Raw genomic sequence first — 16,345 nt, 5'->3', positions numbered from 1 at the left:
GCCGCCTAGGCCAAAACCCCGCTACGCGCTTTCAAAGACTTAATTGGCAGGGGTAGAGGGATTCGAACCCCCAACATCCGGTTTTGGAGACCGGCGTTCTAGCCGTTGGAACTATACCCCTGCTCTATCGAAACTACTTGGTCTCTTTGTGGGTCGTGTGTTTCTTGTCCCAGGGACAATACTTTTTCACTTCCAGGCGACCGGTAGTATTCTTCTTGTTCTTCTGCGTAGCGTAGTTTTTACGCTTGCACTCTGTGCATTGCAGCTGAATGTTGATGCGCATGTGTTACTCCACGATCTCGGTGACAACACCGGCGCCGACAGTACGGCCACCTTCGCGGATAGCGAAGCGGAGACCAACTTCCATGGCGATCGGTGCGATCATCTCGACGTTGAAAGTGGCGTTATCGCCGGGCATGACCATTTCGACACCATCGTCGAGGGTAACAACACCGGTTACGTCAGTTGTACGGAAGTAGAACTGAGGACGGTAGCCGGAGAAGAACGGAGTGTGACGTCCGCCCTCGTCCTTGGAGAGGACGTAGACCTCTGCCTTGAACTTGGTGTGCGGGGTGATGGAGCCGGGCTTAGCAGCAACCTGACCACGCTCAACTTCGTCACGCTTGATACCGCGGATCAGCAGACCGACGTTATCACCAGCCTGACCCTGGTCAAGCAGCTTGCGGAACATTTCAACACCAGTACAGGTGGTCTTCATGGTGTCCTTGATACCAATGATATCGATCTCGTCGCCGACGGTGATGATACCGCGCTCGACACGACCGGTGATAACGGTACCACGACCGGAAATGGAGAAGACATCTTCAACGGGCATGAGGAACGGCATGTCGATGTCGCGCTCAGGCTCGGGGATGTAGGTGTCACAGGCTTCGAGCAGCTCGTAGATGGGCTTTGCAGCTTCATCATCAGCGGACTCGGCTTCGAGAGCCTTCAGAGCAGAACCCTGGATGACCGGAATGTCGTCACCCGGGAACTCGTACTTGTCGAGGAGTTCACGAACTTCCATTTCGACCAGCTCGAGCAGCTCTTCGTCATCAACCAGGTCGCACTTGTTAAGGAAGACGACCATTGCAGGTACGCCAACCTGACGTGCGAGCAGGATGTGCTCACGAGTCTGAGGCATGGGACCGTCGGTAGCGGCACAAACGAGGATAGCACCATCCATCTGTGCAGCACCGGTGATCATGTTTTTGATGTAGTCGGCGTGACCGGGGCAGTCCACGTGTGCATAGTGACGGGATGCGGTCTCGTACTCGACGTGAGAAGTAGCAATGGTGATACCACGTTCTTTCTCTTCAGGAGCCTTATCGATTTCGTCGAAAGCGACGAACTCACCGTGGCCAGCCATAGCGGCGAGCTTGGTGATGGCGGCGGTCAGAGTGGTCTTACCGTGGTCAATGTGACCGATGGTACCGACGTTAACGTGAGGCTTGCTACGTTCGAATTTAGCTTTACCCATTGTGATCCCCCTAACGTAAAAGTTGTGTAGGTTTTATTACTATCAAAATTAACAAAGCCATGAACGATCTTCGTCCATGACCGGGCTTGTACCGGTATCGGCGTCCTAAATCAAGGACACAGTGCCGACTGTATATACTAAGGAGGATGTAACGTTAAGAGGAGCAGAAGCTGGAGCGGGAAACGGGACTCGAACCCGCAACCCTCAGCTTGGAAGGCTGATGCTCTACCAATTGAGCTATTCCCGCTCACTCCCGTAGTCACCAACACCCCTCAAGGGGGCATCTCCTACAGCGCGGCTTAAGAAAATATGTGGTGGTGGGGGGAGGATTTGAACCTCCGAAGGCGTATGCCGACAGATTTACAGTCTGTTCCCTTTGGCCACTCGGGAACCCCACCATTATTCTTTTGTCTATGGAGCTGGCGATGGGACTTGAACCCGCAACCGGCTGATTACAAATCAGCTGCTCTACCAATTGAGCTACGCCAGCTCGCGAGTCAGATGTCTTATCCACCAATATTTCAAAAAGCAAGAGTTTTTTAAACTTTTTTTCAACTCTTCCACCCGGAGGTGGTTTTGCTTTCAAGCTTTCGCTCGAAGACGGGCGTGTTTAAGTTGGAAACCGATGTTTTGTCAACCCTTATTCATCATTTTAATTAAAATAATCACAGCCAACCCATTACTAATATAATAAATAGCGCCCCTCCTTCAAGACAAACCATACCATCCCCATACTCCTTTGACCCTATTGTTGTTCTACTAATTTTACTTCGATCCGCCTTTTTCTTTGACGCATCCACCATCTGCAATTATGTGCATCTCACAATGAATCAATTAAACATCACCCCAGATTCCCCTTGGCTGGCTCCTTTGGCCGGATATTCCGACCTGCCCTTCAGACTCCTTTCCAAACAATATGGATGTGGTGTCTGCTGTTCGGAAATGGTCAGTGTCAAAGGCCTTGCTTTCAAAAATGCAGGAACCAAACGCCTGATAGCCACTTGTTCGGAAGATGATCCTATGGTGCTCCAACTCTTTGGTGCCGAAGCATCCTATTACGAACCGGTCATGGAAAAGCTTGTAGGCCTTGGCTACCGCAATTTCGATCTCAATTCCGGCTGCCCTGTCCGCAAGGTTCTCAAGTCAGGCAGTGGCGCGGCTTTGATGATGGATTTGGACAAGCTGGTGAACCTGGCTCGAATCATGGTAAAAAAGGCCGCTGAACATCCGGATGGCGGCAGGGTCGGCATCAAGTTCCGGTTGGGCTACAACAATGGCGAGGATGTATACATTGACCTTGGTAAACGCCTTGAGGACGTTGGCGTAGACTGGATCACGATGCACCCCCGATACGGTCGGCAGATGTTTTCTGGTTCAGCAGACTGGTCCAAACTCAAATTATTGAAAGAAGCCGTTTCAATACCCGTTGTCGGCTCCGGTGATCTGTTTACTGCGGAAGACGGTGTCCGTTGCATACAGGAAACTGGCATAGATGCAGTGATGTTTGCTCGCGGTGCCTTGTATGATCCTTCAATCTTTGCTCGTTTTGTGGCCCTGCGAAAGGGAGAGCAACTCCCCGCTCGAACCGGCGAGCATCTCTCACAGATTGTAAGTGAACATATCCGTCTTACGAGAAAGTACGAGGGTGACGGTCGCTCTTTCCGTAAAATTCGTTCTATTATCCCACGATATGCCAAAGGGTTGAAAGGCATTCGTACGCTCCGGGCTTCATTGCTGGAATGTGAAAACTGGGAAGAACTTGAAAAAGCTGCAGCGGTCATCGCTGACCTTGAGCAGGCAGATGGCCTGCCGAATGAAACTCTCATTGACGACATTCAGCAGTAACAGGTACAAGCCTAATAAAATCATGATTTAATCACGCCTCAACAAGGAAGAAATACTCTCATGGCCCAGTCGTCCACTGAAATACTACTTGAAGCTGGTACAAACGAGCTTGAAATCGTCGAGTTCTACCTTGAAGAAGAACCCAAGGCGGATGAAGATGGTGAGTTGAACGAGGAAGTAACAGATCCCTCTTCATCAAAAGATGGACAGAGAAAGCCCAGCCGTAAAAGCTATTACGGCATCAATGTCGCCAAGGTACTGGAAATTATCAGAATGCCTGAGGTAACTGAGATGCCCGAGGTATCTCACCAATCAGTACTTGGCGCCTTCAATCTCCGTTCGCGCATTATTCCCTTGCTCGATCTTTCCATCTGGCTGAAGAAGAAGCGAGTTCAGAACGAACCGCCCAAGGTCATTGTAACGGAGTTCAACCAGGTCACTTCCGCCTTCATGGTTTCTGGCGTCACACGTATTCACCGCATCAGTTGGGAAGACGTCGAAGCCCCGAACAAATATGTTTCAGCCCTCTCCAGTGATTCCATCACCGGCGTGGTGAAACTGGATGACCGGATCGTTTTCATACTCGACCTCGAGCGCATTGTTTCTGAGTTGAACCCGCAAATGCGCCTCAAACTGGATGACGACTTCCAACTGGAAGGTGCCAGTGGCTACAAGGCGCTCATTGCTGACGACTCCCCGCTCATTCGAGAAATGATACATGACATGCTGGGCCAGGCCGGATTCCGGGTCGAGAAGACCAACAATGGCCGAGAGTGCTGGGATCGACTTCAGGAGCTGAAGGAAAACGCTGCTCAGGATGGAAGACCAATTACCGACTATGTCCAGGTAATCGTTTCAGATATTGAAATGCCCATGATGGATGGTCATCATCTTTGTAAACGCATCAAAGAGGACCCGGTTCTCAGGAATCTGCCGGTCATTCTGTTCTCCTCTCTGATTACGGAAAAGCTACGGCACCGAGGCGAAACCGTCGGCGCAGACGATCAGATTTCCAAGCCGGAGATCACCCAGCTCGCCCAGCGCTCTGCAAGCCTCATTGAGCAACGTAAAAAGACTTCCTAGATACTTTGTACTAAAAACAAAAAACCCTTCCGGCGTATGTCGGAAGGGTTTTTTGTTTGGAATCTTTTCAATCTAGCAAATACGAGGCAGTTGTTCGCCTTCAAGCATGTTCAGCAGTCGCTTGCCGCCAAGCGGTGTTTCCAGAACAACCTTGCCCGGATTGGCATCCGTCATTCTCCCAATTTGACACGCATTCTTGCCGAGCGGATCGGACTGCATGATTTCAAGAGCCTGTTCTACGTACTCTTCTGGCAGAATACAGAGGAACTTGCCTTCATTGGCAAGATACAATGGATCCAGCCCCAGAATGGAGCATCCACCCTTCACTTCCGGGCGAATGGGCAGCGAGTTCTCCACCAGTTCACAACACACATTGGAGCTGACGGTTATCTCGTTCAAGGTGGTGGCAAGCCCACCACGTGTTGGATCACGAAGAACATGTACTTCCGGCAACTCCTGCACCAGTCTGACCAGCAGATGATTCAGGGCTGCAGAATCGGACTCGACCTTGGCTTCAAAGTCCAATCCTTCGCGGGTGCCGAGGATGGTCAGGCCGTGGTCACCAATGGTGCCGGAGATCAGTACGGCATCCCCCGGACGAGCAGCGTCACCACTGGGCGCCGGATCTGCGATGATATCGCCCACACCAGTCGTGTTGATGAATATTTTATCCACCGCTCCTTTGGGGACGACTTTGGTGTCACCGGAAACAATGGTCACACCGGCATTTTCCGCGGCCTGCCCCATGGCTTTGACGATCTTCTCCAGATCATCCATGGGTAACCCTTCTTCAAGAATGTACGCGCAGGTAATATGACGCGGAATGGCGCCCATCATGGCAACATCATTCACTGTTCCATGAACGGCCAATGAGCCGATATTTCCGCCGGGGAAAAAGATGGGGTCCACGACAAATGAGTCAGTGGACATGGCAACACGCCCTGACATGGTCAACTCCGCTGCATCGTTCAGCCGATTCAGCTCATCATTGCCCAGATAGTTGAGAAAGAGGTCCGAAATAAGCCGCTGTGAAGCTCGACCGCCACTGCCGTAATCCAATAAGACTTTATCGCTCATGCCTAATCCAATTTGTATTTGTAGTAAGCGGCACAGCTTCCTTCGGTGGAAACCATGCACGGACCGACCGGATTGGCCGGAGTGCACGCCTTTTTAAACAGCGGACATTCATCAGGCTGCTTGATTCCCTTGAGGATATCGCCACACTTGCAACCGGGTAAGGCCGGGCTGTCTTCAATGGTGATGCCAAACTCTTTTTTCGCGTCAAAGAGTTCCCACTCCTCACGGATTTCCAAACCAGAGCCAGGAATCAAGCCAATTCCGCGCCAAAGGGCATCCACAGGTTCAAAGACCTCGTACATGATCTCACGGGCCTTGGCGTTACCGTCATCTGAAACGATACGCGTGTAGTTGTTGACCACATGCGCTTCGCCTTTGTTTTGCCAGCCAATCATCTGATCGAGCGACTGGAGGATGTCCAACGGCTCGAAACCGGCTACAACAGCAGATTTCCCGTATTTCTCGGCAATGAATTTATATGGCTCAAGTCCGATAATAGCGGACACATGACCAGGAAGAATAAACCCGTCGATGTTGCTCATGGCATCTGTCAGTAAGGCTTCCAGCGCCGTCGGAACGGTTTTATGAAAACAGAGGACTCGCAGGTTGGTGATACCCTGCTCCCGGGCCATTTTCATGGTTCCCGCTATGGTAGGAGCCGTGGTCTCAAATCCCACGCCAATAAAGACAACAGTGTCATTGGGATTTTCTTTTGCGAGCTTGAGGGTGTCGAACGGCGAGTACACGACTTTGATACGCGCACCATCAGCAGCAGCTTTTTTCAGGTTGCGACCATTGTGCCCGGGCACCCGCATCAAATCGCCAAAGGTAGCCATGATGACATTGTCCTTGCCCGCAAGATCGATGAAAGCATTCACTTCCGATTCATGGGTAACGCAGACAGGACAGCCGGGGCCACTCAAGTGAACGATCTCTTCAGGCAGGAGGGAACGCAGACCTGATTGAAAAATGGCGACCGTGTGTGTTCCACATACTTCCATAAATCGCAGACCGCCGGTCAATTCGCTCTGCATCTTGTCCAGAATTTTTCGACTCAGTGCCGGGTCACGAAATTTTTCCAATAATTCGAAGCTCAAATCAGCATCCTCGCTATGATTGTCACAACCTTTTTACATGATCAGAACTTTCCATATACTTCTTTAATAAACTCTTCAAACAAAAACCCAAGTTGATTGAACAAACAACTTCGATTCTTCGCTTTTCCTCTTATTGTTCAGCCAGAAGGACACATACGACAAACAGCATCCACAGCTTTATTTTTGTACGGTCTACTGGTATGCTCCCGAATGGTGTCGCAGTGAAGCGGCACGCCCAACCCACAAGATGTCCATGAGCACCAACGAGACACCCGAAATCGCCGAGGAACAGCCTCTGTCCCCTCTTCCGCCACCTCCCCCGGTGCGCCATGATGATTCTCTCCATGTCCCGAACGACCGTCAGTGCGCAGAGCACTGGGCTCACTTCTCCATGCTCGACAATATTGCCGAGCACAGCATGAAGGTGGCCCAAGTGGCGACATTTGTCGCAAAGCGCGGACGCGAGCTGGGCTTTGACATCGATGTACCGACGATTCGCGCATCAGCCCTGATGCACGATATTGCCAAGACCTACTCCATCCTGCATGGTGGCAACCACAGCCAGTTGGGCGGAGCATGGACGACAGAGATTACCGGTAACCCGACCATTGCCACCGGGGTTACGCACCATGTTTTCTGGCCGTTCGAGGTTGATATCAACAAGTACTTCACGCCACTCGCGGTCATTTATGCGGACAAACGCGTCCGCCACAACACCATCGTGACCATCGAATCACGATTCAGGGACCTGACCAAGCGATATGGCGCCACAGATTATATTCGGCAGCGAATTGAAGTCACCCGCTCGCAGGCGGTGGCACTGGAAACGCTGCTTAGCGACTCTCTTGAGGTAGATCTCAATGCATGTGATTTTGATAGCGGGCGGATGGTCTGACGAACGGGAAGTCTCGTTGTCAGGAGCAAAAAAGATTCATGAAGCTCTTGAAGAACTGGGCCATACCGTTACGTTTTTCGATCCGGCTGAAGATTTCAAAAATCTGCTGACCATTGCCCGAACCGCTGAGTTTGCTTTTATCAACCTTCATGGGACCCCCGGTGAAGACGGTCTGATTCAAGCGATTCTCGACAAAGCTGGTTGCCCGTATCAGGGAGCAGGAGCAGCAGCATCCTATCTGGCGCTGAACAAAGCCGCTTCCAAGGAAATCTTCGAAGACAGGAATCTCAATACTCCTAACTGGCAGCTCGTTACCCCGACCCAGGGGAGACAGGCACAGCTCAAGCTTGATCTACCAGTTTTCGTCAAGCCGAACAAAGGCGGCTCCAGCCTCGGCATGTCGCTGGTAAAAGAGGCCAAAGACTTTCCCGCTGCCCTGGATAAGGTGTTTGCCATGTGCCAGTCAGCTCTTGTTGAGGAGTTCATTCCCGGTGTGGAGTTGACCTGTGGGATACTCGGCGAAGAGCCGCTCCCGCTCGTGATGATCACTCCGCGCGATGATTCGGAATTCTTTGATTATGAGAACAAGTATGCTGCCGATGGAGCCGAAGAGATTTGTCCGGCACCGGTTGATGATTCCGTCACCAAATCAATTCAGGCTCAAATGCGCACAGCACATGAAGCGCTTGGGCTGACCGGCTATAGCCGTGGTGATTTCATCATGACTCCGGACGGTGAATTCTACCTGCTGGAGGTCAATACACTGCCGGGCATGACGCCGACCAGCCTCCTCCCGCGGGCAGCTGCCGCAATCGGCCTCTCTTTCACCGACCTAATTGCTCGCCTCATGGAACTGGGCATGGCCGGGAAGGACCAATAGCATGGGGAAAGGACTCATCAAGACAGCTCTGTCCGCTTACAATTTAGGCTGGAAAGCAGCCACTCCTTTTCTCAAGCTCAATCATCGGTTGAAGGATGGTTGGGAGCAACGCACCCTTTCCGGCGGCTACCCCGCCCATGCACACCTGTGGATTCAGGCAGCCAGTGGCGGGGAGGCGTACCTTACATGGGAAGTACTCAAACACCTTGAGAACAAGAAGAACTCCACATTACGGGTTTTGGTTACGGCTAATACTCTGCAGGGGTTTGAGACACTGCAACGCGCCGCCGATGAGATCAATGCCGACCGAAAAGGCATCGCTGTTCAGCCATGGTATTTCCCTTTTGATGCACCGGATATCATGCGCCAGATGATGCGCCATGTTCGTCCGGAAGTTGCACTGATCATGGAGACCGAAATCTGGCCCGGCTTCCTCAATGCCTGCAAGGAATTTGGCGTCAAGACTCTGCTTGCCAACGGGCGGATGTCTACCAAATCCCTTGGCGGCTACCTGTCATGGCCGTCACTGTTTCGCGAGCTCGGTCCCAACAGGATTATGGCCATATCCGAAACCGATGGAAGACGCTTCGGCACCTTGTTCGGTCGTGATCGCGTATGGGTCATGCCCAATATCAAATTTGACCGCATGGCCGGAGCCGGTCCCATGCAGCGGAAAGACAACCCGCTTGCCAGCTTCATTCCTGAAGATATGAATTTTATCGTCCTTGGCTCTGTTCGCAAGGAAGAGATGACGCCGGTCAAGAAAATCGCAGCCGCCCTCGTCCGCCATCGCACCAAAACCGTTGTCGGACTTTTTCCCCGGCATATGCATCACGTACCGCTCTGGTCAAAAGCACTGGATTCAGTTGGTCTCACATGGTCGCTTCGTTCAACAATGACCGAGCCTCCACGTCCGGGAACAGCCATTCTCTGGGACACGTTTGGAGAGTTGGTCCCGGCCTATGGACTGGCGGATGCAGCGTTTGTCGGAGGTTCTCTTGCCCCCCTTGGCGGCCAGAACTTTCTTGAGCCACTGACCTGCGGCGTGACCCCGGTTATTGGACCACACTGGTCAAACTTTACCTGGATTGGTCAGGATATTTTTGATTTAGGCTTGGCACGCATGGGAGAAGACGCCGAACATGTCCTCAACCTGCTGATTGAAATCCTTGACGAGGACGTTCCACGCAAGGAAATCTATGCCAAGGCAAACGCGTACATCAAGGACCGAACGGGCGGCGCGAAAGCTGTCTCCAAACAGGTTGCCGAATTCCTCAATAATGTTTAATTAACCACGACGCAGAACAATGAGCAATTTCCCCACGTGTCACGGCATCATCCCAGCGAGATATGAATCCTCTCGCTTTCCAGGCAAACCCCTTGCTATTATCGGGGGCAAACCTATGTTCTGGCATGTTCAACAACGTGCAGCACAGTGTCCTCTGCTCAGCAGTGTGACGCTGGCAACCGACGATTCACGCATTTTCGAGGCTGCCCAGCAGTTGGATATTCCTGTCGTGATGACAGGGTCGCATCATCAAAGCGGTACAGACCGGGTTCTGGAAGCCGCCATGAAGCTTGATTTGGACGACGACGCAGTCGTTGTGAACATCCAGGGTGACGAGCCTTGTCTCGCCCCTGAAATGCTTTCGGATTTACTCAAGCCCTTCTCCTCTAGTGAAGTGAAGGCTGCAACACTTGCCACTCCCATCGGGAGAGAGGAGGCATCGTCCCCGGATCGCGTCAAGGTGGTTCGGGCACACAACGGTCGAGCACTCTACTTCTCGCGCTCCCTTGTCCCATTCGACCGAGATGAAAAAGTACATTCATTTTTGTTACATATAGGCTTGTATGCATTTCGAATGGACGTACTCAAACGCTTTGGACAATTGCCGCCAAGCCCGTTGGAGTTGCGTGAAAAACTGGAACAGCTCCGTCTGCTCGAAGACGGTATCGATATTTACGTGACGGAAACCGATCACACCTGCCATGGGGTGGATCGGCCTGAAGATCTCGCTTATGCGAAGGAAATTTTGGAGAACATTTGATGAAAGCAATACTGGCGCTGGAAGATGGAACCATTTTCAAGGGGAGAAGCTTCACCGGACAGGGCGAAGCCAGCGGTGAAGTTATCTTCAACACCGGCATGACCGGTTATCAGGAAATCCTGACCGACCCCTCGTACACAGGTCAAATGGTGACGATGACCTACCCGCTCATCGGCAACTACGGCGTAAATCCCGAAGATATCGAATCGCATCAGGTTCAGGTCGGAGGATTCATCGTCAAGGAATGTTGCAAGAAGCCAAGCAACTGGCGCTCAACCATGTCGCTGCCAGAGTACCTGGAAAAGATCGGCGTCATGGGAATCGAGGGGATTGACACTCGCGCACTGACACGCCATTTACGCCTTCATGGAGCCCAGAGAGGCTTTATGGCAACTGGCGACGTCGACCCTGCAGAGCTGGTTAAAAAGGCCCGTGGAGTCGAAAATATGGAAGGGTTGAACCTCGCGGATCGTGTGTCCTGCGAAAAACCCTATACATGGGATGGCAAAAAGTGCGTCTTCATCGACAACCTCAAAGACTTTCAGTGGAAAGGCACCGGCCCCAAGCTTGCTGTCTATGACTTTGGAATCAAGTGGAATATCCTGCGCCTTCTCGAAGCCGAAGGGTTCGACATGATCGTCCTGCCGTCCAGCTTTACTGCAGCCCAGATCAGGGAACTCAACCCTGATTCCATTTTCCTTTCAAACGGCCCCGGTGATCCGGCTGCCGTTGAAACCGCTGTAGAAGCAACCAAAGACCTGTATAAGGACTACCCCATCGCCGGTATCTGCCTTGGTCACCAGATCCTTGGTCTGGCCATGGGCGGAAAAACATACAAACTCAAGTTCGGACATCATGGATGTAACCATCCGGTTATCGATCTTGAAACAGAAAAAATCGAAATCTCCTCGCAGAACCACGGGTTCTGTGTTGACATTGAAGGGTTGGACTTCCTTGAGAAAACCCATATGAACCTCAATGACAACACGCTGGAAGGCTTCAAGCACAAGGATTACCCCATGCTTGCCATACAGCACCACCCTGAAGCTGGCCCTGGACCACACGACAGCCGCTATTTCTTTAAGCGTTTTCGTGATATGGTGAAGGAAACCACGGGGAAATAACCCACTGAGGATCACTCGAAAAAGAGAGCAACTGTCATGTCCAATGATCTGATTACTTCAAGGAAGAAGCTCAATTCCGTATCGACCATGCTCAAGAAGGGCAAGTATATGGCCGCTGTTCAGGCGATCCATGACGGTCTGATCCTTTTCCTGAAGAATCCTGTCATGAAGAATGAGCGGGAAGAGTTTCAGGACATCCTTGAACGGGTGACACAACAACTGAACAGTGACCCGAAGATTCGGGAAGTATATCCCCTTGTCATCAAATACAATCCTGGCGATGAGCGAGCACTTCTCGAAGCCATGCATGAATTATTGCAGGAACTTCAACAGTCTCTCAATGACTCGATGCAAGCGATCCTTGCCCAGAAGAAAGCGGCTGTAGAGAAGGGGCAACAGCACCTGGACAGCCAGGAATGGGATAACGCCAAATCGGTATTTGACCAGTTGATCATTGACTATGGCGCTGACGCCGACCTTAAAGCGGATATTGCCGATCGATATCTTAACGCCGGTCGGTACAAAGAAGCGTTCCACATGTTGGACGATGCGCTGAAGGACGACCCCAACGCCATCCATCTGTACAATAGAATCGGTATGGTCCTTCGCAAGATGGAAGACTATGAAACCGCAGAAAAGTACTACCTCAAGGCGTTGACCCTGAGTTCAGACGACGAGTACCTTCACTACAATGTAGGCCGATTGTACTACGACTGGAAAAAGTGGAGCAAGATGGCACGCTCGGCGCAAAATGCCATCAGTATTAATCCGGACTTTGCAGAAGCAGCAAAGATGCTGAAGTTCGCGAAGAAAAAATTAGGATAAACCATCTGCCTTTATGAGAATCCCCAGCTGAACAGGTCGGGGATTCTTTTTATCGCCCACCCTCTATCAAACTATCTTTACAAAAGTGATACTAGTTGCTAATAGCTCCGAACTTTGTGAATAAAAAGGAGTTATTAATGAACTACTGGACAGAATTTGGCTGGGTGCTCATTCCAAAGACCCTGGTTGAAATCGGCTTCACGCTTTTGATGTGTTATGGCTCTTACTGGTTGGATAAGCGCAAGAAGTAGCCAGACCATTGGGCTTACTATTTGGAGCCTTCGTTCAGACGAATGAACTCTGCAGCGTCCAACAAATCATCAGCACAATAGTCTGCCTGTTCACCACAATCGGCTTCAGCTTTCCGACCATAGCCGGTACGTACAAGCACGGACACAGCACCTGTAGCCTGTCCAACCCCTATATCCGCCTTCTTATCCCCAATCATATATGATTCATTGGGATCGAATCCCAACACCTCCGCTGCCTGACGCATCAAACCCGGAGCCGGTTTACGGCAGTCGCAAGTTTCATCCGGGGCATGAGGGCAAAAGAAAAACCCACTGATCACAATCCCGTGAGGCTCAAGCAACTTCTGCAATTGGGCATTACACGCGCGCACTTCATCCTCGCTGAAATAACCACGTCCCACGCCACTTTGGTTGGTCAGGACAGCCAGCCCGAATCCCATGTCCTGCATGCGCTTGAGGCCCTCGGCGGCATTGGGCAGCAGCTCGACTTCATTTGGATCATGCAGATAGTGCTTATCGACAATTATCGTCCCATCCCGGTCCAACAACACAAATCGTTTAGGCATAGTTACTTCCCTTTGGATTCAACCAGACGGCGAACCATGTCGTAAGCAGCCTGAAAGCTCTTGATTGAAGCACGCCCGGTACCGACAAGGTCGTACCCGGTTCCATGATCTGGTGATGTCCGAGGACAAGGCAGTCCCAGTGTCACGTTCACTGCCTCACTGAAATGGAGCAGCTTCAACGGCCCCAACCCCTGATCATGATACATGGCAAGAACAGCGGCATATTCACCTTTGGCAGCGAAATGAAACACCGTATCCGCTGGCAACGGCCCACTGATGTTCATCCCCTCGCTCCGTGCAGCTTCAATGGCAGGAGTAATGACAGTCTCTTCCTCAAGACCAATCCGGCCCCCCTCCCCTGCATGGGGATTCAAGCCGCAAACAGCAATGCGATTGCCAAAACCCATTGCCTGCACGAAGTCATTGGTCAAACGCAAGCAATGGAGAATTCTTTCCCCGGTAACGAGCTTAGGGACTTCACAGATGGGGGGATGCGTAGTCACGAGACTGACTCGGAGCTTTGGTTTGTCGTCTTCCTTGGGAGCATGCCCGCACAAATGCATGCACACGTTCTCCTTACCGACTCCCAACTTTTCAGCCAGAAACTCGGTGTGTCCGGGAAAATCAAAGCCAGCCTTGTGCAACATGGCCTTATTCAACGGGCAGGTCAGCAACCCGTCAGCCTTTCCATCGGCCAAAAGCGATACAGCCACATCCAGGCTAACACCGGCTGCAAGCCCTCCTTCGCGGGTGGCTTCACCTGCCACAAATCCTAGACGGGAAAGCTGCGGAGGTTCATAGAGAAAGACGTCTGCGTCCTGATTCTCAATATCCTCCGGCTTGTCGAGTCGCACATAAAAGGGATGAACTCCGTGTCGATCCATTTCTCTGACAAGAGCTGACTCTGGTCCAATGATCAGCACCTTCTCATCGCGACGAGCTGATTCCCTGGCAAAATGCCGAACGACCAACTCAGGCCCAAGACCGCAAGGGTCCCCCAAAGTAATACAAACAGTACGCATAGATTTATCCGAAAAGAGTTCTATTGGTAGTCATTATGCAGAGATGCCATTCATGGCATCGTGACGTCTTTTAAAATCACAAAGAATCTGTTCATGGTCAAAAACCAGCTTTGGCCACTTGCCAATCGGCACAACTATCACCTTCTTGGCGTCATCTCCAGCCGACAATGTGGATATGTTCTTTGCCACGCCGGTATAAACGACACTCATCGTATGCTGACGGGGGTCCCGTCGCGGATCGGAATACACTCCTAACAGGCCGGTGAGCACAACATCAAGCCCGGTTTCCTCGCGCATTTCTCGAATGGCGGCGGCTTCGCAAGTCTCCCCTTCATCAACGAACCCACCGGGCAACGCCCATCCATGCGGAGGATTTAGCCGTTCAACCAGCACAATACCGTCCTCACCTTCTGCCCCGTCGGGGACAAGGATGACGACATCAACTGTTGGAGTGGGGTTGCTATATGTGGGAATTCCTTCACCACAGTGGGGACATGGTTTCAAGGTTTGCACGATGTTTCCTTATCTTGGCTTGCGCGGATGCAATGAGTGGTATCCGCCATTATCAGATGACGAGAGTCTACCCGAAGTGCGCCCAAAGGCCAATAATCAGAAAAACATAGGCGAACTTCTACCTGGCAGGCAGGGAGAAGCAGAAAGTGGCGCCATGAGGATAATCGCTCACCACCCAGACTTTGCCCCCATGGGCTTCCACAATCTTTTTGACGATTGGCAACCCGAGGCCGGTCCCGGATTCACCGCCTGTCGGCTCAATGCTTGTTTTGGAGAACGACTGGAAAAGGAGCATCTCTTCCCCTGGCGGTACGCCCTCCCCTTTATCCTGAATACATATTTTCACACTGTCTTCCTGAGACGAAACCAATACCTTGACGATGCCATTACTGGGAGAAAATTTGATTGCATTGGTCAGCAGATTGTCGAGCACCTGACCAATTCGATTCTCATCAAATGGGAAGGGTGCGACATCTTCAAAATACGGAATTAACTGAACCCCTTTGTTTTTTGCCATGTGTCCATGAATCCGCAAACGGTGTTCAACCAGGATTTCGATGTTGGACTCCCTTTTTTCCAAAACCAGTTTACCCGATTCAATGACGGAAATATCCAGCAGGTCATGCACCAGCAGCCCCATGTTCTTATTTGCATCATGGACAAATTGGATGATCTCTTTTTGCTCCTCACTGAGAGGCCCATACGTGCCATCCAGAAGCATGGTCGTAAAACCGTTAATTCCATTGATGGGGCTACGCAAATCATGCACAGCCATCCCCATAAACAGGTTTTTCAGTTGATCAGATTTCCGAAGTGCCCGAATCGTATCCAACATTTCGACATGGTGGTTGACGCGACAGAACAGCTCCTCGACCTGTACCGGTTTGGCCAGGAAGTCATTGGCACCGCTTTTGATAAACCGTGCAGTCAACATGGGATCAGAAACAGAAGACAATCCAAGCACGATTATTTCCTGCTTGGAATATTTGTTGCGGATGGCTTGTGTCAGCTCAATTCCATCCATGCCGGGCAAAGCATAGTCAGCGACAACAAGATCGATTTTGTCATGTGAGAGAATATACTTCCACGCTTCTTCGCCATCTCTCGCCTCAATGACATTGAACTGCTGCTTCTCCAGCATATGCCGCATCCAAAGACGAAACGACCCCGAATCCTCCACCAGGAGAGCGTGGATGCGGGTGTTGCGATATAAATTTGCAAGATATTCTATGAGATTATCGACAGTCTTTGAATTCTTGACCAGATAGTCAATGATGTTCTTCGACTGCATGCGCTTGCGGGTTTCCTCGGTGAAATCCGAGGTGTAGACGATGCTGGGAATTTTCCTTTCACAAAACATGTCCACAATCTGTCCATCCCGGGACCCCGGCATGTGCAGATCAAGAATTGCGACAAATATAGGCTGTTCATTGGAATCAAGAAACGATTGAGCCTCATCAAACGACTTCAGAACAACGACTTCAAATTTCAGATGCTCTTCGATTGTGGACTTAAGGGCAGTATAGACAACCTTACTGTCCTCTGCCACGAGAATAAGATGCGTATCAGGACTGATCTCGGTTTGCGTCATGATGGTTCTCCCAGTATCTGAGAAAACCTACCATGAGTATTCATTCTG

Annotated in this window: 16 protein-coding genes and 4 tRNA genes; 8 read left to right on the top strand and 12 right to left on the bottom strand. The window is 51.2% G+C overall.

Annotation, left to right across the window (positions count from 1 at the left end; all coding sequences use genetic code 11):
* Window positions 1–44: 44 nt before the first annotated feature.
* From DPRO_RS19230 to DPRO_RS19205, 6 genes are all read right to left on the bottom strand, one after another.
* Window positions 45–121, bottom strand: a tRNA-Trp gene (locus DPRO_RS19230).
* A gap of 12 nt (window positions 122–133) precedes the next feature.
* The gene (gene rpmG / locus DPRO_RS19225) at window positions 134–283 is read right to left on the bottom strand and encodes a 50S ribosomal protein L33 (RefSeq protein ID WP_097013535.1); all 150 of its coding nucleotides are present in this window, start codon (window positions 281–283) and stop codon (window positions 134–136) included.
* Between the two features lie 3 nt (window positions 284–286).
* The gene (gene tuf / locus DPRO_RS19220; RefSeq protein ID WP_097013534.1) at window positions 287–1,480 is read right to left on the bottom strand and encodes an elongation factor Tu; all 1,194 of its coding nucleotides are present in this window, start codon (window positions 1,478–1,480) and stop codon (window positions 287–289) included.
* A gap of 171 nt (window positions 1,481–1,651) precedes the next feature.
* Window positions 1,652–1,727, bottom strand: a tRNA-Gly gene (locus DPRO_RS19215).
* 65 nt (window positions 1,728–1,792) lie between these two features.
* Window positions 1,793–1,878: transfer RNA gene (locus DPRO_RS19210), tRNA-Tyr, on the bottom strand.
* 16 nt (window positions 1,879–1,894) lie between these two features.
* A tRNA-Thr gene (locus DPRO_RS19205) sits at window positions 1,895–1,970 on the bottom strand.
* A 335-nt stretch (window positions 1,971–2,305) separates the two neighbouring features.
* On the opposite strand from DPRO_RS19205, the gene DPRO_RS19200 reads away from it, so the two are divergent.
* Together DPRO_RS19200 and DPRO_RS19195 are read left to right on the top strand one after the other, a co-directional pair.
* Window positions 2,306–3,325, top strand: coding sequence for a tRNA dihydrouridine synthase (locus tag DPRO_RS19200; protein ID WP_097013533.1), 1,020 nt, complete (start codon window positions 2,306–2,308; stop codon window positions 3,323–3,325).
* Between the two features lie 60 nt (window positions 3,326–3,385).
* Window positions 3,386–4,408, top strand: a complete 1,023-nt coding sequence (locus DPRO_RS19195; RefSeq protein WP_097013532.1) for a chemotaxis protein — start codon at window positions 3,386–3,388, stop codon at window positions 4,406–4,408.
* Between the two features lie 72 nt (window positions 4,409–4,480).
* Here DPRO_RS19195 and hypE read toward each other — a convergent pair whose 3' ends face one another.
* Both hypE and hypD read right to left on the bottom strand, forming a co-directional pair.
* Complete coding sequence (hypE, locus tag DPRO_RS19190) at window positions 4,481–5,485, bottom strand: hydrogenase expression/formation protein HypE (RefSeq protein ID WP_097013531.1); 1,005 nt, start codon at window positions 5,483–5,485, stop codon at window positions 4,481–4,483.
* A gap of 2 nt (window positions 5,486–5,487) precedes the next feature.
* Window positions 5,488–6,582, bottom strand: coding sequence for a hydrogenase formation protein HypD (gene hypD / locus DPRO_RS19185; RefSeq protein ID WP_097013530.1), 1,095 nt, complete (start codon window positions 6,580–6,582; stop codon window positions 5,488–5,490).
* A gap of 253 nt (window positions 6,583–6,835) precedes the next feature.
* Here hypD and DPRO_RS19180 point away from each other — a divergent pair, with 253 nt between their 5' ends.
* From DPRO_RS19180 to DPRO_RS19155, 6 genes are read left to right on the top strand one after another with little or no spacing between them, the layout of a single operon-like run.
* A complete protein-coding gene (locus DPRO_RS19180) occupies window positions 6,836–7,477 on the top strand; it encodes an HD domain-containing protein (RefSeq protein ID WP_232005651.1) in 642 nt (213 codons plus the stop codon).
* Window positions 7,443–8,357, top strand: a complete 915-nt coding sequence (locus tag DPRO_RS19175; protein WP_097013528.1) for a D-alanine--D-alanine ligase family protein — start codon at window positions 7,443–7,445, stop codon at window positions 8,355–8,357. Before DPRO_RS19180 ends, DPRO_RS19175 begins: the two co-directional genes overlap by 35 nt.
* Before the next feature lies 1 nt (window position 8,358).
* Window positions 8,359–9,645: a 3-deoxy-D-manno-octulosonic acid transferase gene (locus DPRO_RS19170; RefSeq protein WP_097013527.1), complete on the top strand. Its 1,287-nt coding sequence runs from the start codon at window positions 8,359–8,361 to the stop codon at window positions 9,643–9,645.
* Window positions 9,646–9,664: 19 nt separating this feature from the next.
* Window positions 9,665–10,405: a 3-deoxy-manno-octulosonate cytidylyltransferase gene (gene kdsB, locus DPRO_RS19165; RefSeq protein ID WP_097013526.1), complete on the top strand. Its 741-nt coding sequence runs from the start codon at window positions 9,665–9,667 to the stop codon at window positions 10,403–10,405.
* Window positions 10,405–11,529, top strand: a complete 1,125-nt coding sequence (gene carA, locus DPRO_RS19160; protein ID WP_097013525.1) for a glutamine-hydrolyzing carbamoyl-phosphate synthase small subunit — start codon at window positions 10,405–10,407, stop codon at window positions 11,527–11,529. The genes kdsB and carA overlap by 1 nt, the downstream gene beginning before the upstream one ends.
* A 36-nt stretch (window positions 11,530–11,565) precedes the next feature.
* On the top strand, window positions 11,566–12,354 hold the full coding sequence (locus DPRO_RS19155; protein WP_097013524.1) for a tetratricopeptide repeat protein: 789 nt from the start codon (window positions 11,566–11,568) through the stop codon (window positions 12,352–12,354).
* 268 nt (window positions 12,355–12,622) lie between these two features.
* Here DPRO_RS19155 and DPRO_RS19150 read toward each other — a convergent pair whose 3' ends face one another.
* The 4 genes from DPRO_RS19150 to DPRO_RS19135 form a co-directional block, all read right to left on the bottom strand.
* The gene (locus tag DPRO_RS19150; RefSeq protein WP_097013523.1) at window positions 12,623–13,171 is read right to left on the bottom strand and encodes a D-glycero-alpha-D-manno-heptose-1,7-bisphosphate 7-phosphatase; all 549 of its coding nucleotides are present in this window, start codon (window positions 13,169–13,171) and stop codon (window positions 12,623–12,625) included.
* 2 nt (window positions 13,172–13,173) lie between these two features.
* Window positions 13,174–14,193, bottom strand: coding sequence for a 4-hydroxythreonine-4-phosphate dehydrogenase PdxA (gene pdxA, locus DPRO_RS19145; protein WP_097013522.1), 1,020 nt, complete (start codon window positions 14,191–14,193; stop codon window positions 13,174–13,176).
* 33 nt (window positions 14,194–14,226) lie between these two features.
* Window positions 14,227–14,706, bottom strand: a complete 480-nt coding sequence (locus DPRO_RS19140; protein ID WP_097013521.1) for an NUDIX domain-containing protein — start codon at window positions 14,704–14,706, stop codon at window positions 14,227–14,229.
* A 118-nt stretch (window positions 14,707–14,824) separates the two neighbouring features.
* Window positions 14,825–16,297 carry a hybrid sensor histidine kinase/response regulator gene (locus DPRO_RS19135; protein ID WP_097013520.1) on the bottom strand — a complete coding sequence of 491 codons (1,473 nt, stop codon included), beginning with the start codon at window positions 16,295–16,297 and terminating at the stop codon, window positions 14,825–14,827.
* Window positions 16,298–16,345: the final 48 nt, after the last annotated feature.

Source organism: Pseudodesulfovibrio profundus (genome assembly GCF_900217235.1).
Classification (GTDB): domain Bacteria; phylum Desulfobacterota; class Desulfovibrionia; order Desulfovibrionales; family Desulfovibrionaceae; genus Pseudodesulfovibrio; species Pseudodesulfovibrio profundus.
The sequence above is the reverse complement of the archived record's forward strand: the minus strand, read 5'-3'. Positions and strand labels throughout refer to the sequence as shown.